At 69.3% G+C, this 23,650-nt stretch carries 25 protein-coding genes and 1 pseudogene; 14 read left to right on the forward strand and 12 right to left on the reverse strand.

The window, feature by feature from the left end; all coding sequences use genetic code 11:
- Positions 1–221: 221 nt before the first annotated feature.
- The 5 genes and pseudogenes from B0I29_RS47365 (at position 222) to B0I29_RS03420 (ending at position 3,766) form a co-directional block, all read left to right on the forward strand.
- Entirely contained in the window at positions 222–353 is a 132-nt protein-coding gene (locus B0I29_RS47365; RefSeq protein ID WP_260329419.1) for a hypothetical protein, read from the forward strand.
- A gap of 30 nt (positions 354–383) precedes the next feature.
- Positions 384–1,067 (forward strand): annotated as a pseudogene (locus B0I29_RS03405) (PCRF domain-containing protein); the annotation flags it as partial.
- 118 nt (positions 1,068–1,185) lie between these two features.
- Positions 1,186–2,340, forward strand: a complete 1,155-nt coding sequence (locus B0I29_RS03410) for a hypothetical protein (protein ID WP_111647374.1) — start codon at positions 1,186–1,188, stop codon at positions 2,338–2,340.
- Complete coding sequence (locus tag B0I29_RS46280) at positions 2,333–2,983, forward strand: Fic family protein (RefSeq protein WP_220091273.1); 651 nt, start codon at positions 2,333–2,335, stop codon at positions 2,981–2,983. The genes B0I29_RS03410 and B0I29_RS46280 overlap by 8 nt, the downstream gene beginning before the upstream one ends.
- A gap of 156 nt (positions 2,984–3,139) precedes the next feature.
- Positions 3,140–3,766, forward strand: coding sequence for a hypothetical protein (locus tag B0I29_RS03420; protein ID WP_245972190.1), 627 nt, complete (start codon positions 3,140–3,142; stop codon positions 3,764–3,766).
- Between the two features lie 120 nt (positions 3,767–3,886).
- Here the strand turns inward: B0I29_RS03420 and B0I29_RS03425 are convergent, their stop codons facing one another.
- The 3 genes from B0I29_RS03425 to B0I29_RS03435 form a co-directional block, all read right to left on the reverse strand.
- The gene (locus B0I29_RS03425; protein WP_111647375.1) at positions 3,887–5,278 is read right to left on the reverse strand and encodes a hypothetical protein; all 1,392 of its coding nucleotides are present in this window, start codon (positions 5,276–5,278) and stop codon (positions 3,887–3,889) included.
- A 135-nt stretch (positions 5,279–5,413) separates the two neighbouring features.
- A complete protein-coding gene (locus tag B0I29_RS03430; protein ID WP_111647376.1) occupies positions 5,414–5,881 on the reverse strand; it encodes a hypothetical protein in 468 nt (155 codons plus the stop codon).
- A gap of 335 nt (positions 5,882–6,216) precedes the next feature.
- Positions 6,217–6,600 (reverse strand): VOC family protein, encoded by a 384-nt coding sequence (locus tag B0I29_RS03435; RefSeq protein WP_146616705.1) that lies wholly within the window; start codon positions 6,598–6,600, stop codon positions 6,217–6,219.
- A gap of 134 nt (positions 6,601–6,734) precedes the next feature.
- Between B0I29_RS03435 and B0I29_RS03440 the strand changes: the two genes are divergently transcribed.
- Positions 6,735–6,974 carry a hypothetical protein gene (locus B0I29_RS03440; protein WP_111647378.1) on the forward strand — a complete coding sequence of 80 codons (240 nt, stop codon included), beginning with the start codon at positions 6,735–6,737 and terminating at the stop codon, positions 6,972–6,974.
- A gap of 126 nt (positions 6,975–7,100) precedes the next feature.
- On the opposite strand, the gene B0I29_RS03445 is transcribed toward B0I29_RS03440, so the two are convergent.
- The 4 genes from B0I29_RS03445 to B0I29_RS03460 all read right to left on the reverse strand — a co-directional run bounded on the left by B0I29_RS03445 (position 7,101) and on the right by B0I29_RS03460 (position 10,918).
- Positions 7,101–8,675, reverse strand: coding sequence for a flavin monoamine oxidase family protein (locus B0I29_RS03445; RefSeq protein WP_111647379.1), 1,575 nt, complete (start codon positions 8,673–8,675; stop codon positions 7,101–7,103).
- A gap of 89 nt (positions 8,676–8,764) precedes the next feature.
- On the reverse strand, positions 8,765–9,955 hold the full coding sequence (locus B0I29_RS03450; protein WP_181557676.1) for a GNAT family N-acetyltransferase: 1,191 nt from the start codon (positions 9,953–9,955) through the stop codon (positions 8,765–8,767).
- Positions 9,956–10,088: 133 nt separating this feature from the next.
- Positions 10,089–10,544 carry a hypothetical protein gene (locus B0I29_RS03455; RefSeq protein ID WP_146616706.1) on the reverse strand — a complete coding sequence of 152 codons (456 nt, stop codon included), beginning with the start codon at positions 10,542–10,544 and terminating at the stop codon, positions 10,089–10,091.
- Between the two features lie 137 nt (positions 10,545–10,681).
- Positions 10,682–10,918, reverse strand: a complete 237-nt coding sequence (locus B0I29_RS03460; RefSeq protein WP_245972191.1) for a hypothetical protein — start codon at positions 10,916–10,918, stop codon at positions 10,682–10,684.
- Between the two features lie 186 nt (positions 10,919–11,104).
- On the opposite strand from B0I29_RS03460, the gene B0I29_RS03465 reads away from it, so the two are divergent.
- The 4 genes from B0I29_RS03465 to B0I29_RS03480 all read left to right on the forward strand — a co-directional run bounded on the left by B0I29_RS03465 (position 11,105) and on the right by B0I29_RS03480 (position 16,438).
- Entirely contained in the window at positions 11,105–13,693 is a 2,589-nt protein-coding gene (locus tag B0I29_RS03465) for an ATP-binding protein (protein WP_111647382.1), read from the forward strand.
- Positions 13,694–13,726: 33 nt separating this feature from the next.
- On the forward strand, positions 13,727–14,533 hold the full coding sequence (locus tag B0I29_RS03470) for a transglutaminase-like domain-containing protein (RefSeq protein ID WP_111647383.1): 807 nt from the start codon (positions 13,727–13,729) through the stop codon (positions 14,531–14,533).
- Positions 14,534–14,633: 100 nt separating this feature from the next.
- Positions 14,634–15,464: a DUF4253 domain-containing protein gene (locus tag B0I29_RS03475; RefSeq protein WP_181557677.1), complete on the forward strand. Its 831-nt coding sequence runs from the start codon at positions 14,634–14,636 to the stop codon at positions 15,462–15,464.
- A gap of 86 nt (positions 15,465–15,550) precedes the next feature.
- Positions 15,551–16,438, forward strand: a complete 888-nt coding sequence (locus B0I29_RS03480) for a serine hydrolase domain-containing protein (protein WP_111647385.1) — start codon at positions 15,551–15,553, stop codon at positions 16,436–16,438.
- A gap of 37 nt (positions 16,439–16,475) precedes the next feature.
- Here B0I29_RS03480 and B0I29_RS03485 read toward each other — a convergent pair whose 3' ends face one another.
- On the reverse strand, positions 16,476–17,396 hold the full coding sequence (locus tag B0I29_RS03485) for an SDR family NAD(P)-dependent oxidoreductase (RefSeq protein ID WP_111647386.1): 921 nt from the start codon (positions 17,394–17,396) through the stop codon (positions 16,476–16,478).
- A gap of 104 nt (positions 17,397–17,500) precedes the next feature.
- Between B0I29_RS03485 and B0I29_RS03490 the strand changes: the two genes are divergently transcribed.
- Positions 17,501–18,172, forward strand: a complete 672-nt coding sequence (locus B0I29_RS03490; RefSeq protein ID WP_245972192.1) for a TetR/AcrR family transcriptional regulator — start codon at positions 17,501–17,503, stop codon at positions 18,170–18,172.
- A 55-nt stretch (positions 18,173–18,227) separates the two neighbouring features.
- On the opposite strand, the gene B0I29_RS03495 is transcribed toward B0I29_RS03490, so the two are convergent.
- Positions 18,228–18,701 carry a DoxX family protein gene (locus tag B0I29_RS03495; RefSeq protein WP_111647387.1) on the reverse strand — a complete coding sequence of 158 codons (474 nt, stop codon included), beginning with the start codon at positions 18,699–18,701 and terminating at the stop codon, positions 18,228–18,230.
- 186 nt (positions 18,702–18,887) lie between these two features.
- Between B0I29_RS03495 and B0I29_RS03500 the strand changes: the two genes are divergently transcribed.
- Entirely contained in the window at positions 18,888–19,460 is a 573-nt protein-coding gene (locus B0I29_RS03500) for a hypothetical protein (protein ID WP_111647388.1), read from the forward strand.
- 66 nt (positions 19,461–19,526) lie between these two features.
- On the opposite strand, the gene B0I29_RS03505 is transcribed toward B0I29_RS03500, so the two are convergent.
- Complete coding sequence (locus tag B0I29_RS03505; protein ID WP_111647389.1) at positions 19,527–20,432, reverse strand: TIGR01777 family oxidoreductase; 906 nt, start codon at positions 20,430–20,432, stop codon at positions 19,527–19,529.
- Positions 20,429–21,142, reverse strand: a complete 714-nt coding sequence (locus tag B0I29_RS03510) for a DUF2071 domain-containing protein (protein WP_111647390.1) — start codon at positions 21,140–21,142, stop codon at positions 20,429–20,431. Before B0I29_RS03510 ends, B0I29_RS03505 begins: the two co-directional genes overlap by 4 nt.
- A 110-nt stretch (positions 21,143–21,252) precedes the next feature.
- On the opposite strand from B0I29_RS03510, the gene B0I29_RS03515 reads away from it, so the two are divergent.
- Both B0I29_RS03515 and B0I29_RS03520 read left to right on the forward strand, forming a co-directional pair.
- On the forward strand, positions 21,253–21,783 hold the full coding sequence (locus B0I29_RS03515; RefSeq protein ID WP_181557678.1) for a DUF3592 domain-containing protein: 531 nt from the start codon (positions 21,253–21,255) through the stop codon (positions 21,781–21,783).
- Between the two features lie 26 nt (positions 21,784–21,809).
- Positions 21,810–22,136 (forward strand): TraR/DksA family transcriptional regulator, encoded by a 327-nt coding sequence (locus B0I29_RS03520; RefSeq protein WP_111647392.1) that lies wholly within the window; start codon positions 21,810–21,812, stop codon positions 22,134–22,136.
- A 64-nt stretch (positions 22,137–22,200) separates the two neighbouring features.
- Here the strand turns inward: B0I29_RS03520 and B0I29_RS03525 are convergent, their stop codons facing one another.
- A complete protein-coding gene (locus B0I29_RS03525; protein WP_146616707.1) occupies positions 22,201–23,580 on the reverse strand; it encodes an SGNH/GDSL hydrolase family protein in 1,380 nt (459 codons plus the stop codon).
- Positions 23,581–23,650 lie beyond the last annotated feature (70 nt).

The raw sequence follows: 23,650 nt of genomic DNA on the forward strand, positions 1-23,650 counted from the left end.
GCTCCGATGCCGGGCCGGGGTACTACAACCTGACCACAGCAATGAAACAGGGCGGACAAACTGTCGGCGGCGCTTCCATCATCCGCGTGGTCACGTCGGCCGCACGCCACCCCGCGTGACCTGGTTGCTACAGCAAAGCAGCCACCGCACACGTCCGCCCGCAGCGCGGTACGACCTACAACCAGCGTGAGCTGCAGGGTGCCGATCCGTAGACTGGGCGGGTGCACGCCAACGAGCTGATCTGCCACCTGCACGACCTCGCCACGGTCTTCCGCTCGACCGCGCCCGGCCTCGAGCGGCTCCGCCGGATCCGGGCCGAGGCGGAGACCGCGGCGGCCGCGCCGGACCTGTGAAGGGATCCCGCGCGCGGGCGGGCGGTCGGCGTCCGCCTCGCCGTCGTCACCCGTGAGCTGGCCCGCGCCGAGACGGTGCGCCGGCGGCTCGACGACGCGCGACAGCTGGTCGCGCTGGCGGTCGACACGCACGATGACGCGGTCCTCGCCGACCTGCGGGTCGAGGCCGAGGCGCTGAGCGCCGCCGTCGAGGACCTCCAGATCCGGATGCGCCTCGACGGGCCCTTCGACCTGCGGGGTGCCGTGGTCGTCGTTCGCGCCGCCGGAACCGGCGAGGACGCGGCAACGTTGGTCGTGACCGTGCTGCGGCAGTACCGCGAATGGGCCGAGCGGCACGGCCACGTCGTCGCGTTGCCCGACGACGTCCCGCCGGGATCGCGCCTGTTGGAAGGAACGCTGGTCGTGGCCGCGCCGTACGCGTACGGCCTGCTGCGCGCTGAGGCCGGCCGGTTTCGCGCCGGCTCGGCCGAGGTCACCGTCACCGTGGCTCCGCTGGTCGAGGACGACGATCCGGAGACTGTCCAGGACGAGGATGTCCGGGTGGATCTGATGTGCACGCGGGACCCGGCCACGGCGTCGGTGCGATTCACCCATCTGCCGACCGGCCGGAGCGTGTCGTTCCGTAACGATGCGCGCGCGGGGCAACGGCGCGAGGTCGCCCGCCGGGTGCTCCGTTCGCTGCTGCTCGTCGCGGACGTCGAAAACCTCGGCTGACCGCGGTGCTCAGCCGGCCGGCGGGCCGTCCTGCTCGTGCTCAACCGCTCCCCGTCAGGCAGCGAACGGACGCGACAGCCTGATATCTTGGCCGGCTGCCCACCCGAAGGATGACCGTATGTCCACCGACCGCGTCCACCTGCCCACGTTTCGTCTGCTCACGTGGCCTGACGTCGACCCCGCCACGCGTCCCGGTTTCGATCCGGCAGGCGTGGCCGAGTTGGTGCGGTCACTACCGCCGGCCGCCGAGATCCCGCCGGCCGGCACCGATTGGCGGCTCGCTGACTTCTGGCTGGATCGGATGACAGCGGCTCTGGTCGAGCGCCTCGGCGCATGGGCGGTGGGCTGGCAGCACACGGTGGTGATGGAGGACTACCCCGGTCGCGGCGTCATCCCGATCTGGTGGAACATCGAGCTGCCGATCACGACGCCGGCCGAGACCCTGCATCGCCTCGCCGAAGCCCTCGTGGCCTGGCACGAGTTGACCGTCGAGCTCGCTACCGACGCCCGGGGCCGGTTCGCCGCATCAACACCGGCCACCACCGGCAGCAGCGATCCGGTGGCTTGGCAGGCAGTCAAAGCACCCGGTATCAGCCGTACCGACCCGGCACACTTCGACCGACGTTTTCCACACCCGAGCATGTTGAGCTGGGCCGACGTTGATCCGCGGAAACGGAACTTCGACCCGGCGTCGGTTGCGGCGGTGACCGCCGAGCTGGTCACGGCCGGCAATATTCCGGCGCAGGGCGCGGACTGGCGCCTGCGTGACCTGTGGCTGGAGAGCGTGTCGATCGGATTCACCGAACGGTACGGGTTGTGGGCGGCCGGCTGGCGATGGTCGGTCGGCGAAGGCGACCTCGACGGTGGGCCGGTCGCCAGCTGGTGCTGTTTCTCGCACTCGGTCACGACCCCGGAGCAGACCGCCGCGGCTGTCTGCGCCGCACTGATCGAGTGGCGCGATTGGCTGGAGGACCTCGCCGACAGATTCGACCAGTTCCTTCCGCTCGCCGCCGGCGAGCTGGACGGCTGGGAACGCGCGGTAGCCCACCTGGTGACCGCCGTCGGTGACCGCACGCAGTACGAATCCGCCTGGTATGACTGCTGCACCACCGTCCTCAGCTGGTTCCTGGAAGCGGCCGGTATCGCCCCGGACGAGCGCGAGCAGCTGCTCGAACACGCCATCGGCGGCCGGTTCGCCAGCTGGACGGAACCGGATCAGGAGCTCATCGCATCGGTGGCCGAGCGTCTGGCCGGGCAGGTAGCCGATGCCTGACCACCTCACCACCTGGCAGCAGACTCGCGAACAGGTGCCGTGGCGCGATGTCATCCCGCACCTGCAAACCCCGGTACGCGCTGTCCAGGACGGGTTCATCGCCCATGCCACGGCCGGCGAGGACCAGCAACGACAGAGTCTGCTGCTGACCGCCTACGGCGACGTCCGGAGTGCTGCGGCGACCGGAGCCGACCTCACGCCGAACCTGACGGCACGCTGGAACGGGATGCTGCGCGGGATCCCGGCAGCCGGTTTCCGGCAGGGCCTGGCTCTCGCCAAGAATGGCCGGGATCGTTACGGGCTGCACCCCGACACCCAACGGCGGTACGAGGCGTGTCTGTCGGAGTCCGCCGACCTGACGATCCCGGTGGCCGCGCGGGCGGCTCGCGCCCATCTCGACGTCGCGTTCTTCCACCCGTACGACGACGGCAACGCTCGCCTCGCCGGCATGGTCCTGCACTTCGTGTTGCTGCGCGCTGACATCGAACTCGACGAGGTACGTCCGATCCTCACCACTGTCCGACGCGCTGACGACCCGGAGGGTGCAGCCGGCTTCGCCCGCCTAGTGCACGGCATCGCCGCAGCCACTCACCGCCGCTGGCTCCGCTCGTCGACCCCTGAACAGCAGCCGATGACGCCATGACAGCTGTCTGGGTGGCCAAGGTCTGACGTACGCCCGGTCTCACCTACAACGTCGCGCCGCCAGATCCTCATCGCGGCTAGTTGAGTGCAACGGTCGTCGACCGTCGGTGAAGATTGGTGCTTGCCGGAATCCGTACGCAGACGGCACGATCCAACCGTGGATGATCTTGTGAGCCTGGTAGGCCTGCTCCAGTTGCCGCCGATGGACAAGGCTCATTGGCGATCGTCAGACTGGTCGGCTATCGAAACGGCACTCGGTGCTGAACTGCCGAGCGATTACAAGGTTTTCGTCGACGCATACGGGCCCGGCGCTATCGACGATCATCTGCTCGTATGCGCACCCGATGCCTCTCGCGGCTGGACTGACTTGGTCGACAACAATGCGGTGGCGCAGGAGTCGTGCCGGATCTGGTTCGGCGGCGTTGATGACGACTCGTTCAGCCGTCTCGAACGGGCTTGGCCGCTAGGTGATTCTTCCCGTTGGGACGGCGACGATGTTCCCGACTGGTTCCAGCCCGGCGATGACCTCATCTCCTGGGGCGGAACGCCCAACGGCGACTTCCTCTTCTGGCACGTCAAGCCCGGCGTTTCCCCCGCTGATCACCCGGTGGTCCTTTGCGAAGAAGGGCCGTACTTCGAACGCTTTCCCGGTGGGTTTGCCAGGACACTCGGGGGTTTGCTCACCGGCGCCATCCGTTCCCGATATTTGAGTAAATGGCTAAATGTCCCGCATTCTTACGGATTGGCCGGCCACAGAGACATCAATGGCAGGGATCTGGAGTGAATCCGTGGCCGGGAACAACCGAAGCACTCAACTCGGCAGTTCCGGGCGTTGAGCCTTGGCGTACTGATGACGCGTTGTGACGAGGGATGCTGCATCGGGAGCCGCTGGCCCGAATTTAGGTCATGGTGCTTCGGTGTCGTGATGGCGAGGGGCTAGCTTGTGGCAGATGACGGTAAGGGCGCCGCTACCGAGGATCAGCGACATGTCCGGGGTGCCCGAGACGGTGTCGGGAGCGGTGAACGCGGCGGCGTCCAGCGTGAGGCGTGTTGGCCGGGGAAACTCGAGCGACTGTAGCGTCCAGCCGTTGTCATCGTCCGGGGCGGCGAGGTTGATCACGGCGGCGGCATCATGTGGTGTGCCGTACAAAGTGTGGGCGGCGGTGTAACCGGCCAGGGTGAGCTGGGCCTGTGTAGGTATGCCCGCGGCGGCAGGCCGGTGTGGGCCGGTCCGCGACAGTTGATGGAGCCAGTGGCCGTCCGGGAGCCATCTCGCAATTCTGCGGGCCAGCTCGGGACTCGCGCCGATCCATTTCTCAGCAAGCTGACGAAACGCATGATCACGTTCTGATCGGGGCTGCGCGGCGGCGGCGAGTATTCCGTCGCCAGCGTCGGCGAAGGCGTGGCAGAGTTCCCGCAGTGGGGCCGAGCCGGCAAGCTTCGCGTAGCGCACCGAACGGATCTCCAGCATCGCCTGATGGAGCACGAACGCGGCGTCCGACGCGGCTCCACGCGGTTTCGGCCGAGTACGCTCCCGGGGCCTGCGTGTGGTGGTGCTTCGGTTCGGGGTGTCCGCGTCGGCGGCCCGACCACGCCGCGAGAGGTGCCAGGACGGGTCGTCGAAGGTGACGACGGCAGAGGCGGCGCGAAGGTGACCTTGGGCGCCGATACGAACCTCGACTCCGTCGGCACCGGTGGTCAAGGTCGCGCCGGCCCCGTCGCCGCTGTCGAACCGTACGTCCCAGACGTCATCGAGCATCACCTGCACGACCGCATCCGTCTGATCGGGTGGGCTGGCGTAGCGGCGCCGGGCCGTCAGCGCGAGATAGCCGGACAGCTCCCGTCCGGCGCGTTCCACCCGGACGGTCCGAACCTTGGCGCGGGTGAGGTCGTAGTCGTCCGCGATGCTCGCCGCGACCGCCTCGGTCACCGGTACGGCACCAGGCCAAACCCGACCCAGGCTGTCGCGGTGGTGCACCGTCTCGGGAACCGGTGGGCCGAGCAGCGGCTCTAGTCCGTACCCGGCGGCCCCGGCTTGCTCGATCATCCACGCCCGGCGCTGCGATCCCAGCTCTGCCATCCAGCGCAGCGCCGCTCTCGCACGCCGTTCACGCACCCACCCTGGACGGCACAGCGCGACGCCGAACAGCGGGTAGGTGTTGTTGTCCCAGACGTCCGCGACCTGGATGACCTTCTCCCGATCGAAGAAGCGGCCATCGGCCGCCGAATCCCTGATCTGGACGAACGAGCGGTCCAAGAGGGCGGCGAACATCGACATCGCGGAGGCCTCGGTCATGACCGAGGAGCCTAAGGGAAGCCCGAAATAGCCTCCTGGCCCCGGGACCGCGGCTCAACCATCCGCGTCGGGTGAACGCACACGACCGGCGGCAAAATATGGTAACCGTGAATGGCGTCCGGCCGGGCTGGCCAGTTACTGAATCTCATTTTTGGCTACAGATATGAACTCGTCGAGTAGTTCCAGGAGCTTCTTTTCGTGACTGACCAGTTTTTCGCGGTCGGGTGCGTGGGAGATGGCATCAATAGGATCGAATGCCGCACCAGCCAACGCAACTATTCGCGCGTCGCTGGCGACCAACTGGGCTCGAAGCCTTGCGTGGTTGGCCAATGCGCCCAATCTGTCCGCCTCTGTGTGGGCGGCAAGAAGCTCGGGACCATCCTTCATTCGCTGCTTCACTAGCCACAGACTTACGACGCCCTGCCGAAGGCTCGCCATCGCACCGGCGAATCCGCTGTAAGCGGCCATGCGCTCCTGCCGGAGACGTTCGTCCCGTGTGAATACCTCGGAACGCAGCGCATTGGCACGCTGGAAAAGATATGCCAGAGTGGCGCCCAGCAGGGTCCCTGCCACCGCGATCACACTGCCCACCCATCCGGCCATATTCGCAGTGTGGGCACTCGCTGCGAGTCATCTGACGACGACGTCAGCTATCCGACTGACCTCTGACGCAGTCAACCCGGCAGGACCGGACCTCGGTGTCGAGCGCTTGCCTTCCCAGCAGCACTTCATCGCTTCCCGCCACGGGGTTCGTGTCCGTAGGATCACGGTGTGCCACGCCGTCGCGCTTCGCGGATCCTGATCGTCGGAGAGCACACGTTCCTGTGGTCCATCGGCCACCTCCACGAGCGCGTCGACAACCCGCAGAGTCCGCCGGTCTTGGCGGCCGGTGGTTCGACGAGCAGCCGTGGACGTTTGCCCTATCCGGCGCCGGTGTCTCAGCGGCGTTGTAACGGGGACTTGTCGCCCACGAGCCAGAGATGTCCGTACGGATCGAAGAAGCCACCTTGCCGATGTGTCCCCCACGGCGCTTCATGGTCTCGTACCGGATCGTGGTAATTCGCTCCGGCAGCTGCGGCGTTGCCGGCGAACGAGTCCGGGTCGTCCACGAACACCTCGACCCGTACCGTCGTGGTGCCCAGGGCGACCGGGCTCTCCCAGCCGTTGCCTTCCGGCTGTGCCAGAAAGATCGGCGCGCCTCCGATTTCCAAGCCGATTACCGAGCCGAGGTTCCACAGTTCGGTGGCGCCGAGAGCGCGTTGATACCAGGCGGATGCCGCAGGGGCGTCCGGCACCGCGAGCATCAGAGAGATAGCGGTCACGAGCCGCACGATACGCACCGGAAGTCCTCACCCGGGCGTGACGCATGAACGGCGGTGGGCCGGGTACCGGGGTCGGTCAGCACCGCAGCTTCTGCGCGTGCGTCTGACGAGCACTTTCACGCTGGAGGAAGATCATGGCGACTACGGCGGCACTTCCCGAACTGGTCGACGAGCTTTATGGCGGGCAGGAGCGGATCGATCGGAACGAGATCTATCGCCGGGCGGTCGCCGCGGAGCTGCCGTCCGACGACATGGCCGTGCTCGACCGGCTGCCCGAGGGCGAGTACGCCGAGGACGAGCTGAACGAGGCCATCGCTCAGATCGCTGAGCCCGGCGCTTCCCCGCTGAGTGTTGCCGAGGAACCCACCGACTGACGCGCGCGCCCGTCCACGCGGAGACCCGGGGCAGACATGCCAGGATGCTCGGCGTGGATCCTCGGCACCAACCTCGTGTCAGGGCCGATGCCAACCGCAGCAGATCCGCCATCGGAATTCGCCGGGTCAGGTGGCGAGGACCCGCTGGTGCAGGGCGGTGACGGCGGCGCGGGCGGAGACGAAGGCGCCGTGCTGCCAGGCGACCTCGTGGCTGAGCCAGTCCCCGGCGAAGTAGACCCGGCCGGCGGGTTGCAGCAGCAACCGGTAGGACGCGCTGGTCCAGGGCGGGGAGGTCCAGGCGCCTTCCAGGTACGGGGTGCGGTGCCAGGCGATCGAGAACGCGGCGGCCAGTTCGGTCCGGTACTTCTCGCCGTGGATCTTCACGCCCTGTGCGACGGCCCGGGCGGTGCGCTCGTCGGGGGTCAGCACACCGTACGCGCGAGCGGCGGCGCCGGTGTTGTAGTAGCCGACGATCAGGCCGCGGCGGGCGTGGAAGTCGTGCGACGGATACCAGACGTGGGCGAGGTCCATGTCGGTCTCGGTGATGCCGCCGTAGATACGTAGGTCGGTCTCCCACCAGCGGCTGCGGTACTCCAGACCGATCTTGCCGGAGGCGGCGGCGGGGAACGCGCCGAGGGCGGCTGTCACGTCGGCGCCGAGGTTGTGCGGGATCCGCGCCATCAGGTGCGGCGGCAGCGTGGCGACGCAGAAGTCCGCGACCAGCGTGTGCACCCGCCCACCCCGCTGATAGGTGACCGTGACGTCACCGGCGCGGCCGGTCACGTCGAGGACCTCGGCGCCGAGGCGTACCCGGTGCCCGCCGACCGCGGTGGTCAGGGCGGCGGCGATCCGGTCCATGCCGCCGACCGGCTGGAACATCATCATCGCCTGGTCGTAGCCGAACTCGAAGGTGAAATACCGGCCGACGTTGCTGGCGAACACGTCGGAGAGCGCGGCCGGTCCGGGCAGCGGCGTGCCCGCGTCGTCGCCGGCCCCCGGGTACGAGGTGAAGCCGCGCCGGCTCGTGCCGGTGTACTGATGCGCCGAGCCGATCGCGCCGAACCCTTCGAGGAACGACAACAGCCGGGCCTTGTCCTCGGCGGTGATCCGGCCGTCGAGTGCGCCCTGGTCGGTGGCCTTGGCGAGCAGTTCGGAGACGTACCCATAGACGTCGGCCTTCGCGGTGCGGAAGCGGACCGGGGTGCCGGTGGCCTCGTTGTAGATCAGGGCGTCGGCGTTGGTGTTGACGAACGGCTGGATCGGCACACCGAGTTCGCGGCAGTAATCGAGGGTGACCATCCACTGTGCGATCCGGGCCGGCCCGGCGTTGAGGTAGGTGCCCGGCGAGTACCCGGCCTTCTGGGTGTGGCCGTCGAGGTCGGTATGCGTGGTGCCGCCGCGGACCGTGAAGTTGCGGCCGCCGGTGACGGCACGGGCTTCCAGGATCGTGCAGTCGTACCCGGCTTTGCCCAGCTCGTACGCGGCGGCGAGTCCGGCGATGCCGCCGCCGAGGATGACGACCTTGCGGGCGGCGCGCCCGGTCAGGTGGAAGTCGGAACGTTGTGGTGCGCGGAAGTCCGGGGCGGTGGCGTGGGCTGGTGCGAGGCCGAGCGCGCCCATCGTGGCGAAGAGCGCACCGGCGCCGCCGGTGGCACCCACGGATTGAAGGAATCGGCGCCGGGTGACTGACTCTTCACGCATCGCCCGAGTCTCACGGCGGCGAATTACATCGACAGCTGTCGAATGTTGCGGCCCGGTTTCCGGCCTGGCCGCGTACCGAAGATCGGTTCTTAGAAGTAGTCGTGCAGTGTCGGCACGGGGCCGGCGGTCGCGGTACGCAGCAGTTCGTCGGTGTCGGCGTCCCCGCCGGTCAGGAAGCCACTGCGGCGCAGCTGCTGTGGCGTTGCGGCGCCCGCGTACCAGGCGGCCAGGCCGCGTGGTGTCAGCCGGACAGTGCCCGCGCCGCCCGGCTCCAGCCGCGCGTTCCCGCCGGAGAGCACCAGCCGGTGGCGACCCTGGTTCCATGGGCAGACGTCGTCGATCAGTTCCAGGTCGACTTCGCCGGTCAGGTGCCGTGGCCAGCCGCGGGCAGCGACCGCGCCGGACGCGTCGACGACGCGCAGCATCCATGGCTGTGTGGTCTCGGGCTTGGCGTCGCCGCGTGCCAGCAATGACCAGGCCGGGTCGGCGGCGCCCAGCCGGATCAGTACGGTCGGCGCTACGCTCGCCCAGCCGCCGAGCATGGCCAGCAGCGTGCGCGTCGCCTCGGGCGTCAGCCCGATCAGATCGTGCACGGTGAGCGTGCCGCTCGCGTCGTAGCCTGGGCCGCGGTTCCAGGAGGCGTATCCGACGATGGTGCCGGTGTCGTCAACGGCGACGGTGAAGCCGTGGTAATCAGCCAGCAGCTGCGCCGGGGTCGCTCCGAAGGCAGGCCCGGAACGCTCCATCATGGCGGTGCCCGTCCGCGCCACCTCGCGGTAGATCTCGTCGACGGCGGGGATGTCGGCCTCGGTCGCCGGTCGCAGCGTTGTTGTGGTGTCGGGGCGAATCTCGGCCAGCACCCGGGTCGGCGCCGTCCAGTAGACCAGCGCACCGACCTCCTCCCAGCCCAGCGCCCGGTACGGTCCCGGCGTGGTGTCGAACAGCGTGCTGATCACCGCGCCCCGTTCCCGCGCGTCGTGCAGCAGCCGGGTCAGCACGAGCCGGCCGAGGCCACGCCCACGCAGCTCGGCCGCGGTCGCCACGCCGGCGACGCCGCTGACCGGTACGACCCGGCCGCCGAACCACTGGCCCTGTTCGCGGTCCACCGCCTTGGCGACCAGCCGCTCGGCCGGGTCGAAGACACCGACCGTCCGACGGCCAGGGGAATCGGAGGCCCAGCCTTCCGGCATCGGCCGCTCGTGGTAGCCGAACGCGAGGCTCCCGAGGTTCCACGCGAGCTGCTGATCCTCCGGCCCGAGCAGCCGTACCTGGTATGTCATACCGGACATCCTGCCAGGCCACCCCGCCACCTTGCCGCGATCAACGAGTGGCTATGACGTCGAAACGCGCCGTAGTCGCCGGATGGCGGGGGAGGGTCGTTGCGTCGCGCGGACATTCACGCTCAAGCAACGGTCACTGGCAGGCTCGTGTGGTCGTCAGAAGCCAGCCGCCTTCGTCGCCCTTGTCGAAGGTGAGCACGGTGGCGACACGGTTCGTCGAGTCGGTGAAGGTGATGTAGGTGAAATGATCGGACTGGTGGGCGACCGTGGGGCTGCCGGTGACCGAACCGCCCTGAGCTGCAGCCCAGGCTGCTGCCTGCACCTCGGGCGAGCGCGTCTCACGGGTCCCGGGGGCATAGTCGGTCATGGTGGTGGCGACGACCTCGTCACTGGTGCAGGACAGCAGGTCCGCGGGGCGGCTGGTTGTCGGCGCCTGCGGTGCGGGAGAACCCGCCTCGGAGGCCACCAGCTGCGCACCGCCGCACCCGGTCATTGCCGGCCCGGCCAGCAGGAGGACCGCCAGGGAGTTCCTGAGTCGTCGGGTCCGCGCGCGTGCCGGCCGATGAAACAACGATGGATTGGATGTCAAGGAAGGTCTCCTCTCAGGGCGGGCAGGGGCTTGGACTCCTCCATCGAGCTGACGGTTCCCGGTCACCTTCGGCGAGGTGATCGCGGATCCGCAGCGCGGACACCGGAACACCGTCGCTGGTCCGCTCCCGGGCGTAGTCAGCGGTTGAGGTAGGCGGCCAGGCCGCCGAGTTCCTCGCTCGCGATGAACACCGACCGCACGTTGATGATGGCCTCCTCGACGTGATCAGGGCAGCCCCACGCCGCGTCGCCCCACGAGTCGGCGATCTTGATCTCGCCCGGTGCGGTGCAGCCCGCTCCACCGCCGAGCTGGCAGTGCTCGAGGCGCGGTTCGGCGGCCTGCGGGATCAAGCCTCGGATCAGCGTGGCGGTCATCGGAGCCTCCGTGGTTCGGCGTGTGGTGTCTTCATCAAATCCGGCCGGACCGCCTCCGGCCAGCCGCTCGGCCGGACCCGTCCGGCTCCGGCCGGCCTCGTTGGATTCCGGCCGGATCCGGCTGAATCCGGCTGGATCCGGCTGTCTGCCTACACTTGCCCGGCAAGACGATCTTGGGGAGGAAGCATGGGTACGGAACGGGGCTTCCCGTGCCCGGACGAGGCGGCTGACCTTGCCGGATTCGTCAGAGCCCTGCGTGATGTCAAGGTGTGGGGTGGCAACCCGTCCCTGGAGGTGCTGCGCCGGCGGACCGGGGTGGCCGCGAGCACGCTCTCCGACGCGTTCAGCGTCAACCGCCGCCGTCTGCCGTCCCTGGATCTCGTCCGGGCCGTGGTGCTGGCGTGCGGCGGCGACCAGTACGCGATCGGCCGGTGGGAGCAGTCCTGGCGAACCCTGGCCGAACGACTCCACACCGCGCCCGCAGCGCCGCCGAACCCGGATCCCGCGCCGCAGCCCGCACAACCGCAGGACTGGACGCCGCGGCAGCTGCCACCGGACGTCGCCGGTTTCTCCGGCCGCCATGAGGCCATGGACGTGCTGACCGCGATCCCCGGGCAGGCGCCGGCCACGCTCATCACCGGAACAGCCGGTGTCGGCAAGACCGCGCTCGCCCTGCATTGGGCCCACCGGATCGCCGGCCGGTATCCCGACGGTCAGCTCTACCTCGACCTGCGCGGACATTCCGGTGATCCGACGATCCCGCCGGTCGAGGCGCTGTCGCTGCTGCTCCAGTCACTCGGCGTGCAGGCCGAGCGGATTCCGGCCGACCTCTCCCTGCAGACGGGTCTCTACCGGTCGATCCTGGCCGGCAGGCGGGTCCTGGTCGTGCTGGACAACGTCGTCGACACCACCCACGTCCGCCCGTTGCTGCCCAGCGGAGCCGGCTGCCACGCTCTGATCACCAGCCGGGACGCCCTCACCGGCCTCGTCGTCCGCGAAGGCGCCGCCCGGGTCACTCTGGAGACCCTCGAAGCGACCGAGTCGGTGGATCTGCTCGCCACCCACCTCGGCACGACCCGGGTGGCCGCGGAACCGGAGGCCACCGCGGAACTGGCCGCCCTGTGCGCACACCTGCCGCTCGCGCTGCGCATCGCCGCCGCGAACCTCGCCGCCCGGCCCCGGCACACCATCGCCGCCACCGTACGCGAGCTGCGCGGTACGGACCTGCTCGGCCGCCTGCAGGTGGTCGGTGATCCGGAGAGCGCCGTCGCCGCGGCCTTCGACATCTCCTACCGGGCTCTACCCGCCGAGGCCCAGCGCCTGTTCCGGCTGCTCGGCCTGCTTCCCGGCCCGGAGGCCAGCCGGGAGGCAGCCGCGGTTCTGCTCGGCCGCGATCTCGACGACCCGGTCCCCGAACTCGACGAGCTGGTCGCCGCCCACCTGCTCGCCGAACCCACACCCGACCGCTACCGCAGCCACGACCTGCTTTCTCTGTACGCCCGGCGCCGGGCCGCCGGCGACCCCGACACCGTCCGCGAACAGGCCCTGCACCGTCTCGTCTCCTGGTACCTGCTGAGCGCCGACGCCGCATGCGAGACGCTGGCACCCGGCCGCTCCAGCCGCGACCGCGGTGAGCTGTCACCGACCGGCAGCCCTCATCGGTTCACCGGTCCGGAGGAGGCCGGCGTCTGGCTCGACACCGAACTGGCGAATCTGACCGCGGCAGTGAACCATGTCGCCGACCACGGCCCACGGCCGTTCGCCTGGCACCTGGTGCACAGCCTGGGCGTGTACTTCTACACCCGCAGCCGGTCCGGCGTCATCCACCTGTCCATGGCCCGCGCGGCGCTGCGCGCGGCTCGGGCCGCCGAGGACCCCGACGGCCAGGGGCTCTGCCACATGGCGCTGGGCATGGCCAACGAGAATCTGCACGACCCGGCAGCCGCCGCCGACGAGTTCGCCGCCGCGATGGAGCAGTTCCGGCTCGCCGGTCGCACACGCGGCGTCACCGCCGCCTCGGCGAATCTCGGCGACGCCTACATCCGGACCGGTGACATCACCCGCGCGCTGCGCCTGCTCCAGGAGAACCGGGCCGGCGAAGAGATCCGTACCGCGGTGGACGCGGTCAATCTCGACAACCTGGCCACGGTCCAGCGGATCCGGGGAGATCACGCCGAGGCGCTGCGCCTCGATGCCGCATGCCACGCCTTCGGTGCGCGTACCGGCGACCCGTTGCTGGTGATGACCGCCGAGGTCAGCATGGCGATGACGCATCTGGAACGCGGTGACACGGCGGCCGCCGAGCGACTGCTGCTGAGCGCGCAGTCGGCGGCCGAGGAGGTGGGAAGCGAGGCTCACCTGTACGACGTCCTCGCCGGACTGACGCTGCTCTGCGCCCGCGCTCGGCGTCACCCGCAGGCCGTACGCTGGGCCGCTGCCTTGACGGCGCTGCTGGACCGAGGATTGACCAGCTACAGCGGCGAGGACTGGGCGCATGTCGCCATCGTCGAGTCACACCTGGCCGCCGGCCGTCCCGAGCAGGCCCTCGCGATAGGTGTCCCGGCACTGGAGGCACACGAGCGGACCGGTTACCGGCTTCTGGAGATGCGGCTGCGCCACCTGCTCGGCCAGGCCCACCTGACCCTCGGCGACACCGCGGCGGCGCGCACTCTCCTGTCGGCCGCTCTGCTCTACGCGACCGAGCAGGATCTGCCCGACCGCACCCGCATCGAGACTCTGCTGGAAACGGCCGCCCCGGATCCACGGGACACCTGATGGGTGCGAGCGAATTTTGTACTCTCTCCGCTTATGGACGAGATCGCGCTCTTCTTCCGGCAGTCCAGCCCGACCTCCGGTCTCGGGCGGCACCGCGACCGAGTGCCCGGCCTTCCGGCTGACCCCGAGGAGCTCAGCGCGATCGTTCGCGGGCTGCTCATTCACAACTACACGGCGACGGTCCAGGGCCTGCGGTTCTCCGCCGAGCGCATGTCGCACATGGAAACCGTCGGCGCCGCAGCGATCCTGGACAATGTGATCGGTATCGATCCGGCGCCCTTGGATCGTGAGCGGCCCGTCGAGCGGAGAATGTTCGGCTTCTGCTATCACTTCGCGCTGCTGCACTGCGCCTTGCTCCGGGCAACGGGCACACCAGCCCGTATCCGATGCGGCTTCGCCGGCTACTTCGTGGCGCAACGCTGGATCGACCACTGGGTGGTCGAATACTGGGATGGTTCCGGCTGGGTGCTGACGGACCCTCAAACCGGGCGCGGCGACTTGACCGGTGACGACTTTCAGGACGGTGTCACCGCGTGGAATCTCTGTCGCGGTGGTGCTTCCCGGCCGGCCGTATACGGCAACGGGGAGCTGTGGGGCTGGGATGAGCTCAGGGGCAGTCTGATCAACGATGTCGCCGCCCTCAACAAGGTCGAGGTCGCCGGCTGGTATTGGTGTGACCGCCTCCACGTGGAGCCCCTCGACCAGCCGCACGATGAACTCGACATGTCACTCGATGTTCTCGCGCGCCTCGCAGCCGCCGCGGATGCGGTCGACAAGCTCCGGAACTGCGTCGACCTGTATCCGGAGTTTCAGCCACCAGCAGGCGCCGTCGCGAGATAGAACGCTTTCTCATCGGCCGGCCGCGGTGAATGAGGCGCAGCACCCAGGAGCGGCCGACCCGAGCGCGGCGCCTGCGAGGGGCCACGGGGACAATCAGGCCATGATGGGGTTGCCGGAGATTGCTGTCGTGCTGCGGGGTACCACGCTGGCGGACCTGCCGATCCAGGAAGGGCCCGCCGGCGCGCTGGTGGTGTCCGGGATCGGCGCGGATGGTCTGCACGAGGCGTGGCGGGAGGCGCATGCACTGCTCCCGGTGACCGGCCGCTGGCCGATGCTGATCACCACCGATTTTGACGACGCACTGCTGGAGCCGAGGCCCCTCGACGCCGCAGCGCTGACGGCCCTCGATCGGGCGGCGCGCACGGTCGACCCCTGGCCGATTTTTCAGGACGGGGACGATGACGCTCCCGACGTCGAGTTGTCGTTCTACACCCAGGGCCAGTACGGCGTCGACGTCACCGCGGACGTGCTGCCGACGGTCGGGCCGGACGCCGGAACCCAGCAATTGCTCCGTACGGCCTACGACCACGTGCTGTCCGACCCCGGCCTGACGGATCAGGTGCGGGAGGGCACGCGCAGCGTCGTGAGCACTGACTACTGGTTTGTCCCGGATGAGGTGTCACTGCTTCTGTTGCCGACCGCGTCGTCGTGGCTCGCGCCGTACTGGGCCGGCTTTTTCGGTGCCCTCGGTCGTGAGGGAGATCTGGCCGCCGTGCTCTGGCAGTGGCAGCAGCGGTGGGACGCCCGGCTGGTCGCGTGCTGGGACACCATGTTGCAGTTCGAGGTGCACCGGCCGCCGGTGCCGGGTGACGACGCTTGGGCGGCTGCTCGGCAGTTGCTCGCGCTGGGGCCGAACTTCGACATCCAGCAGTGGGAGCTGGCGGTCGCGGTCACCGAGGGCGACGCGTGGTTCGTGCACAACCGGCCCTGAGCATGGCCGCAGTCCGTAGCGGCGGACACCGACGACCACCTCGCGCAGGAATCGACGATCTCGGATGTTGGATCTAGGGTCGGGAGATGGTGCGGACCGAGATTCTGGTGCGGCAGGGTGCGGACGTCGTCGTCGACGAGAGTTCGTCGACCCGATATCAGATCGCCTCGGTCAGCAAGCAGTTCACCGCTGCCGCAGTGCTGATGCTGGTGGAGCAAGAGGTGCTCGGCCTGGATGATCGGCTGGAGCAGTGGGTCGGTGGGTGGCCGGACGAGTGGCGGGGGATCACGCTGCATCAGTTGCTCACGCACACGTCCGGGATCGGGCACTGGGAGGACTATCCGCGGATTGATCCGGCGGTCCGGGTCGAGCCCGACGAGCTGCTCGACCACTTCCGGCGGCGGCCGCTTCTGTTCGTGCCGGGTGACGGCTGGCATTACAGCAGCCCGGCATACGTTCTCCTGGCGCACATCGTGCAGCGGGCCGCTGACCTGCCCTACCGGGACTTCCTCGCCGACAGGTTCTTCGGGCCGTTCGGGTTGAGCAGGACGTTCGCCGGGTCACCCACGGACGAGACGGAGGTGGCGGGTGGGCATGATGCGCAGGGGCAGCCGCTGCCGAGCTGGGAACTGGATGTGGTCGGCATGGGCGCCGGGGATGTCTGGTCGACGGCCGCCGATCTGATCGACTGGCTCGATGCTCTTGAGGACGGGCGGGTGCTGGGGGAGCCCTATCGGACGCTGATGCTCGGTGAGCGGGTGCGGATCGGCGGGAAGGACCCGGAGACGAGTGGGTACGGCTACGGCGTCTTCACCGGTGAGGTCGCCGGCCGGTCGTGGTGGTACCACAGTGGACACAATCCCGGATTCAAGGCGTACGCCGGGAGCATCCCGTCGACCGGGCGTCGTCTCGTGGTGCTCAGCAACACCGAGGCGACTGACGCGCGGGTGCTCGCCGACCTGGTCGGGAGCTGAGCACGGCGAGATCACCCTCTCCATCAGAGCCGGGCCATCACCGTACGGTGACGGGCTGGACGGCGGGGAACCTCACCCCGGTGAGGCCTTCGGACACGGCCCACAGCCGCTGCTGGAGCGCTACCTCGTACGACTGAGGGCTGGAAGTGACCAGCCGGGGGTGGCCTTTGACCTCGTTGCGTCCGCCGGGACCGTAGTACTGGCCGCCGAGCGCGGCCGGGTCGGTGGCGGCGCGCAGGGTCGGCAGGGCGCCCATCGCCGGCGTCTGGGTGATCAGCGGCGCGAGCCAGGTGAGCGGGAGCCGGAGGGCCGCGGGGGTGTTGCGGGCGAGTTCGGTGCTGGACATGCCGGGGTGCGCGGCCAGCGCGACGGTGGTGCCGTGCGTGGCGAGCCGGCGCTGCAGTTCGTAGGTGAACATCAGATTGGCCAGCTTGGACTGACCGTAGGCGCCGACGCGGCTGTACGACCGGTCCCACTGCAGGTCGTCGAAGTGGATCGCGGCCCGGATGCGGTGCCCGGTGCTGCTGACCGTCACCACGCGGGAGCCGGGCACCGGCAGCATCCGGTCCAGCAGCAGGCCGGTGAGTGCGAAGTGGCCGAGGTGGTTGGTGCCGAACTGCATCTCGAAGCCGTCCCGGGTGGTCTGCTTCGGGGTGTACATCACGCCGGCGTTGTTGATCAGCAGGTCGATCCGGTCGAGCCGGGACCGGAGTGCTGCCGCCGCGGTCCGGACGGAGTCGAGCGAGCTCAGGTCCAGTGCCTGCACGGTCACGTCTCCGGCGATGCGGGCTGCGGCCTGCTCGCCCTTGTCGACGTCGCGCACGGCGAGGACCACTGACGCCCCACGCTCGGCGAGCGCCTTGGCGGTCTCGTATCCCAGCCCGGTGTTGGCGCCGGTCACCACGGCCACCCGCCCGTGCTGGTCCGGAATGTTCGCCGTCGTCCACTTCTGGCTCATGTCTGAACTCCCAGCTCATTAACGTACCGAAGGTATCTTGTGCCGACGACGTTAAAGTACTTTCGGTACGTTGTCAACGTACCGTTGGTACGTAAGTTAGGCTGGTGACCGTGACTTTCCAGCGGGCGCGAACCGAAGAGCAGCGGGAGATCCGCCGGCGGGCGATCCTCGACATGGCGTCGGCGATGCTCGACGAGATGCCGGTCGCCGCGGTGACGCTGAACGAGCTCAGTCGCCGGGTGGGCCTGGCGAAGCCGAACGTGCTGCGGTACTTCGAGTCCCGCGAGGCCGTGCTGCTCGAACTGCTGGACCACTTCCTGCGGGAATGGCTGGCCGAGTTGGCGGGCGAGCTGGCCGCCGGTGTCGACGAGAACCAGCCGATGGCCGAGCGGGCGGCGGCAGTGGCCGAGATCCTCAGCGGTTCGCTGTCCCGCCGGGTGGTGCTGTGCGACCTCTTCGGCGCGCAGGGCAGCGTCCTGGAGCACAACGTCTCGGTCGAGGTCGTGGCGCGGTACAAGCGCGCTTCTCTGGACCGGCTGACCACCATGACCGACCTGATCCAGAAATGCCTGCCCGAGCTGGGCGAGGACGCGACCCTGTTCAGCCTGCAGACCATGGTCCTGGCCGGCGCGCTGTCGGCGTACAGCACACCGCCGCCCAGCCTGCGGGCCGCCTATCAGGCCGAGCCCGAGCTGGCGCGGTTCCATCTGGAGCTGAAGGATTCCTTGAGGCTGGCGCTGACCGCTTCCCTGCTGGGTGTGCTGCCCCGGCGGTGACCGGCGATCCCGGCTCCCGGTCGTCGCTGGAAGCCGGGATCGTCAGGCGTTCACGTCAGGCTCGGTCGGCGACCGGTTCGCTCGCGGGTGCTGTCGTCGAGGGCGTGGTCCCGGCGTCGGCTGGTTTCGCGCGCCTGCTGCTGATCAGGGCGTCGACGGACCAGGGGCCGGCGCCGACGACGGCGATGAGCAGGAAGGTCCAGGCGTACAGGGCCGGGGTGACGCCGCCGTTCTCGATCGGCATCAGGCCGTCCGGCTGGTGGACCACGAAGTAGGCGTACGCCATCGAACCGGAGGCGAGGATCGCCGCGGGCCGGGTGAACAGGCCGGCGATGACCAGGGCGCCGCAGACGAGCTGGATGAGGGCGGCGTACCAGCCCGGCCAGACGCCCATCGGGACGGGCTCGCCGGTTCCGCGGCTACCGCCGAAGAGGCCGAAGAGGCTGGACAGGCCGTGGCAGGCGAACAGGAGGCCGACGGCGATGCGGAACAACGGCCAGGTGACGTTGGCGAACCGGGGGGAAGACAATAGGGGCTCCTTGTCGGGAAACGGGCTAACCTGGCAATCGACGCTAGTCGCCGCCCGTTACGCCTTCCATCGAAGTTTATAAATGTTTTCTAAGAAGCGTCGGTGCTGCGCCTGCTCAGCCGTTTACGCGCAGGGGCGGCACTGGCCCGTGATCAGCTGCCGGGTCGCGTAATACAGTGCGCGCCCATGGGACATGTTTTCGCTCGCCTCGCTGGTCACGGGGTGGTGCTGATGCCGTATTGGCCGTACACCTTCGAACTCCCCGACGCCGAGTCCGAGGTGGTGCTGGTGACGAACTGGCGTGCCGACGGCCCGGCGACGGCCCTCGTCGATCCGTCGGATGCGCAGAGCGTGCCCGGCGTCGTGGACGTCGAGCCTGGCCCGGACCACCCGTTCTGGGTCATCGAGACCTCAGGATTCGATGCGGTCTGGCCGCGCGGTTTCAGCGTCGAGTCGAGCGTTGCCCCGTACTGCCTCGTGGGTGAGCACGACTCGTCGATCTCGGTGCAGGGCCCGGCGCACGTCGCCGACCCGGACGAGCTGATCGCGCCGGGCCAGACGGTCGTGGACCGCCGCACGATGGGTGAGGGCGTGCGAGTTCTCGAGCTGGCGTACGAGCATGACGGCGAACCGTGGTGGCAGGGCCTGTACCTGCTTCCGCGCAAGGGCGGGCGAGTGCTCGTCTTCACCGCGCAGTCCAGGGAGCCGGGCGTTACCGCCGCCCGGCACGGCGTGGAGTGGATGATGGGCCTGGCCTGAGTTCACGCGCGGTGGATCGCTCCGTCGAGCCGCACTGCGTGACCTCCCGAGCGGTAGGTGCCGATGTTATGCCGCGAGCAGGTCGGTGATCGCGGGCTCCAGCTCAGGGTGGGTGAATGCGAAACCCGCCTCGATCAACTTCTTGGGTACGCCTCGGCGGCCGGACAGTGCCAGGGCCGGGTCGGCGCGCAGGAACACCGAGCCGACGTGGACCACTGGAGCAGGGCTCGGCAGGCCGATCGAGCGGTGCAACGAGCGGCGCAGCGTGGACATGAGCTCGGCGTTGCGTACCGGGTTGGGGGAGGTGGCGTGCACGATCCCGGACAGTGACGGGTCGTCCAGGCAGAAGCGCACGATGGCGCACATGTCCTCGACGTGCAGCCAGCTGATCCACTGCCGGCCGCTGCCCATCGCGCCGCCGAGACCCCAGCGGACGAACCCGGTCAGCCGGTCGAAGGCCGGGGTGCCCGGATCGAACACGATGCCGGTGCGCAACGTGACCCGGCGGGCAGCGGGGATCTCCGCGGCGGCGTCCTCCCAGGCCTGCGCCACACCGGCCATCTGGGGCGGGCCGTCAGCCGGTGGCGTGGACTCGTCGAGGACCGTCTCACCGGCGTCGCCGTAGATCGCGAGGGTGCTCATCTGCAACAGCACCGGGATCGGCTGGTCCAGGTCGGCGCAGGCGCGGGCGAGCGCCCGGGTGGGCTCGGTGCGGGAGCTGGTCAGCAGGGCGATGTTGGCCGGGGTCGCCCGGCGGAACACCAACTCGCCGCAGAGGTCGAGCAGGGCGGCGCCGGCGAGTTCGGACGCCCAGCCGGCCTCGACGGTCCGGCCGTCCCAGCGCACGTGCCGGCCCCAGCGGACCGGGGTGGCCGAACGGCTCAGGACGACCACGTCGTGGCCCCGGCCGACAAGATCTTGAGCGATGCGCTGCCCGAGGGCGCCGGAGCCGCCGGCGATGACGACCTTCATCGGGCGGGGGTGAAGGCGGGGCCCACGGTCATGGGCGGCAGCGGATTCCACACGGCGGGGACGTCCCGCATCAACAGCCCGCAGTCGGGCACCGCGGATCCCGGCGGGAACCGGTCCGGGTCGTCGAAGAACGAGGACCGTACCGACACCAGCTCCACCGGCGTGACCTGCCAATCCTTGACGGTCAGTGCGATGCCGTCGAGGCGGCTCGGATCAGGTGTGTCGGAGAAACCGGCTGCGCCGCGGCGGAAGAACTCCGACGCCTGGTCGACGCTGCCGAAGACCTGGCTGGCCGACAGGTCGGCTGCCATGCGGGCGTGGACGTCGACGCGTACCTCATCGCCGAAGGCGATCCGCAGCTCATCCGCGCTCTCCCGCACGTCGAACCGGCTGCGGTGGTGCCGCCCGGGGAAGACGCGGCCGCCGGCCCAGGCGTTGAGCCGCGACCCGGTGTCACGACGCGGGATGTAGACGCCGTAGGCGACACCGTCAGGCGTGTCCCATTCGACCGCGATCCGGTGCGCCCCGTTCTCACTGCGCAGACCGGCCAGCATGCTGAGCCGGATCAGGCAGATACCCGACACTGCCCACCCGTCGACGACCTGCGGGCGCAACGGCGCGGGCAGCAGTCGCGCGGTGACCTCCGGGTCGGTGCGGTAGTTCACGAGCAGGCGTCGCTGAACGACGCTGACCAGCCGCGGGGCTCTCATCGGGTTGCCTCCGTAAACGAATTGAGCGGTCGCTCAAATGAAGACTACGGCGTCTTGAGCGACTGCTCAACCCCGCTGATCGAATGGCCGCGGTGATCTACCGTCAAGCCATGATCGAAGACGCCACCTGGCTGCCGTACGCCGTCACCGCCTTCCTCGTCGGCGTTCCGGCCCTGGTGGGCATCGCGCTGATCGTCGCGGCGGTCCGGCGGTGGCTCACCCTGCGTGCTCTCGCCGCATCCGGCCGCCCGGCGACCGCCCGCGTCGTCGACAACCAGATGGAATCCAGTTCCGAGGGGCAGATGAGCTTCCGGCCGGTCGTCACATTCCGTACCGAAGCAGGCCAGGAGGTGACGACGCCGCTCGCCGACCTGGACGGGTTCCGCTCCCACATCGTCGGCACCGAGATCGCCGTGCTCTACGACCCGGAAAGGCCCTCCGAGGCGACACCGGCGCGCGGCAGCAACACACGACTGATCGCCACGGTCGTGTTCGGCGTGATCTTCCTGGTCTTCGCGGTGTGCGCGTACCGGCTCGGCAGCGCGATGATCAGCGACTTCCTGGACATGCCGGGCGGCTTCGGCCAGGACAACGGCTTCGGCCAGGACATCGACTTCGGCGAGGACACCGACATCCCCTGACGCCGCGAAGCGCATAGGCTGCGAGCATGGTCCGCGATGAGCTGCTGCGCCTGCGAGCCCGCGCCCAGACCGAAGCGGCGACTCTCGCCCACGACCTCGAATCGGTGTTCGCGGCGTCCCGCGACTCCAATGCCGACGACGAGCACGACCCTGAAGGTGCCACCATCGGCTTCGAGCGCGCCCAGCTCACCGCGCTGCTGGCCGCCGCAAGAGACCGGATCGCCGAGGTCGACGCCGCGCTCGCCCGGGTCGACGCCGGAACCTACGGCGTCTGCGAGCGCTGCGCCCAGCCGATCGCCGCGGACCGCCTGGCAGCCCGCCCGTTCGCCCGCCACTGCATCACTTGCGCTTAGCGCGCCTCAGACCCCTTGGGTACGCGGAAACGAGACCCCCCTTGGGTACGCGGAAACGAGACCTTCACCGGGTGAAGCGCTCCAGCTGAGCCACGTCCACAGCCGCGCCCATCGCCAGGAACCCGGCCCGGTTCGGATGCAGGTGATCCCCGGCCCCACCGGCGCTGCTGTTGGTGTCGAACTCCGGCCGCAGATATCCCGGCCGCGCCGGATCCTCGGTCACCGCCGAGAAGTCCGCGACCCCGTCGAACAGCCCCGACGTGCGGATGAACGCGTTCACCTCGCGGCGCTCGGCGTCGGTCTCCGCGGTGCCGTAGAGCCCGAACGCCGTACCCGCCGACGGCGTCAGCGTCGCCCCGATGATCTTGATGCCACGCGCGTGGACCCGGCGGATGATCTCCCGATACCCGGCGATCACCTGCTCCGCCGTGGCGCCGCCGCCCCCGAGATCGTTGATGCCTTCGAGCAGGATCACCGCGCGTACCCCAGGCTTGGCAAGAACGTCGCGGTCCAGCCGGTCGAGAGCCGGCGGCCCGTCGCAGGGTGTGCACCCGCCGGGCGTGCGACCGATCCGGGTGACCATGTTGCCGCCGATCGCCTCGGTGACCACGGAGATCGAGCGACGGCCCTGCGCCCGCGCGTCGAGACGGCGTTGCAGCACGTCGGGCCAGCGGTCGGCGCCGTTGATCGTGGAGAAGAAGCCGTCGGTGATCGAGTCGCCGAACGCCACCACCGTGGCCGTGTCACGCCGCTGCGCCTGCACCTCGGAGACGAAGAACCACGAGGTCGTCGAGTGCGGGAACGCCGTGTCGGCGAGGTCCGCGGTGTGGTCGCCCGCGTTCGGATCGGACAGATACGACGTGGTGAACGCCGCCGCGTGCCAGGTCATCGGCCCGCTCGCGCCCGCGACGAACACGCTCACCGCGAGACGCTGCGACCCCGCGTCGGTCACCCTCACCGATACCGGATCGCTCAGCGTCGTCTGACCCTTGGGTACGGTGACCGAGCTGCGACCACCGAAGGTCAGTGCCCGATTCGTCCCGGGGGTCACCGTGCCGCCACTGGACTGCAGGCCCGCGTACGCGCGTCCGAAGGTGACCGGCCGGGTGCCGTACTCGTTGGTGAGCCGGATCCGCCAGCTGGTGCCGGTGACGCTGGGATCGACGATCAGGCGCAGGGTCTGGTTGCGGGCCTGGTTGTCCGGGAGTGCTGCGCTCAGCAGCGGCGCGGTGTTGCCGGGGCCGGCCGGGCCGGGGGTTCCGGGCTGCGCGACGGAGTACCCGACCGGGTAGACACCCTGCGCGGATCCGGCCCAGGCGGCGGTCCAGGGCGCCGGTGTTCCGGTGGTGTGTGCGATCGGTTCGTGGGCGATCGCGGCCGCGGGGGCGAGGATCACCCAGGCGACGGCGGCGGTGACAGCTCTGCTCGGACGTGTGACTCGCATGGTCACTCCCTCGTGGACGCCGATGTCCCATCGATGTTCATCGTTAGCACGTGTGCCGGGCACACTCAAT

Source organism: Actinoplanes lutulentus, from assembly GCF_003259845.1.
Taxonomy (GTDB): Bacteria; Actinomycetota; Actinomycetes; order Mycobacteriales; family Micromonosporaceae; genus Actinoplanes; species Actinoplanes lutulentus.

Bases quoted from the DNA above. Each gene is read 5' to 3' on its own strand.
- B0I29_RS03410 (WP_111647374.1), top strand. From the start codon at position 1,186: ATGTCCACCGACCGCGTCCACCTGCCCACGTTTCGTCTGCTCACGTGG.
- B0I29_RS46280 (WP_220091273.1), top strand. From the start codon at position 2,333: ATGCCTGACCACCTCACCACCTGGCAGCAGACTCGCGAACAGGTGCCG.
- B0I29_RS03425 (WP_111647375.1), bottom strand. From the start codon at position 5,278: ATGACCGAGGCCTCCGCGATGTCGATGTTCGCCGCCCTCTTGGACCGC.
- B0I29_RS03430 (WP_111647376.1), bottom strand. From the start codon at position 5,881: ATGGCCGGATGGGTGGGCAGTGTGATCGCGGTGGCAGGGACCCTGCTG.
- B0I29_RS03440 (WP_111647378.1), top strand. From the start codon at position 6,735: ATGGCGACTACGGCGGCACTTCCCGAACTGGTCGACGAGCTTTATGGC.
- B0I29_RS03445 (WP_111647379.1), bottom strand. From the start codon at position 8,675: ATGCGTGAAGAGTCAGTCACCCGGCGCCGATTCCTTCAATCCGTGGGT.
- B0I29_RS03450 (WP_181557676.1), bottom strand. From the start codon at position 9,955: ATGACATACCAGGTACGGCTGCTCGGGCCGGAGGATCAGCAGCTCGCG.
- B0I29_RS03460 (WP_245972191.1), bottom strand. From the start codon at position 10,918: ATGACCGCCACGCTGATCCGAGGCTTGATCCCGCAGGCCGCCGAACCG.
- B0I29_RS03465 (WP_111647382.1), top strand. From the start codon at position 11,105: ATGGGTACGGAACGGGGCTTCCCGTGCCCGGACGAGGCGGCTGACCTT.
- B0I29_RS03470 (WP_111647383.1), top strand. From the start codon at position 13,727: ATGGACGAGATCGCGCTCTTCTTCCGGCAGTCCAGCCCGACCTCCGGT.
- B0I29_RS03475 (WP_181557677.1), top strand. From the start codon at position 14,634: ATGATGGGGTTGCCGGAGATTGCTGTCGTGCTGCGGGGTACCACGCTG.
- B0I29_RS03480 (WP_111647385.1), top strand. From the start codon at position 15,551: ATGGTGCGGACCGAGATTCTGGTGCGGCAGGGTGCGGACGTCGTCGTC.
- B0I29_RS03485 (WP_111647386.1), bottom strand. From the start codon at position 17,396: ATGAGCCAGAAGTGGACGACGGCGAACATTCCGGACCAGCACGGGCGG.
- B0I29_RS03500 (WP_111647388.1), top strand. From the start codon at position 18,888: ATGGGACATGTTTTCGCTCGCCTCGCTGGTCACGGGGTGGTGCTGATG.
- B0I29_RS03505 (WP_111647389.1), bottom strand. From the start codon at position 20,432: ATGAAGGTCGTCATCGCCGGCGGCTCCGGCGCCCTCGGGCAGCGCATC.
- B0I29_RS03510 (WP_111647390.1), bottom strand. From the start codon at position 21,142: ATGAGAGCCCCGCGGCTGGTCAGCGTCGTTCAGCGACGCCTGCTCGTG.
- B0I29_RS03515 (WP_181557678.1), top strand. From the start codon at position 21,253: ATGATCGAAGACGCCACCTGGCTGCCGTACGCCGTCACCGCCTTCCTC.
- B0I29_RS03520 (WP_111647392.1), top strand. From the start codon at position 21,810: ATGGTCCGCGATGAGCTGCTGCGCCTGCGAGCCCGCGCCCAGACCGAA.
- B0I29_RS03525 (WP_146616707.1), bottom strand. From the start codon at position 23,580: ATGCGAGTCACACGTCCGAGCAGAGCTGTCACCGCCGCCGTCGCCTGG.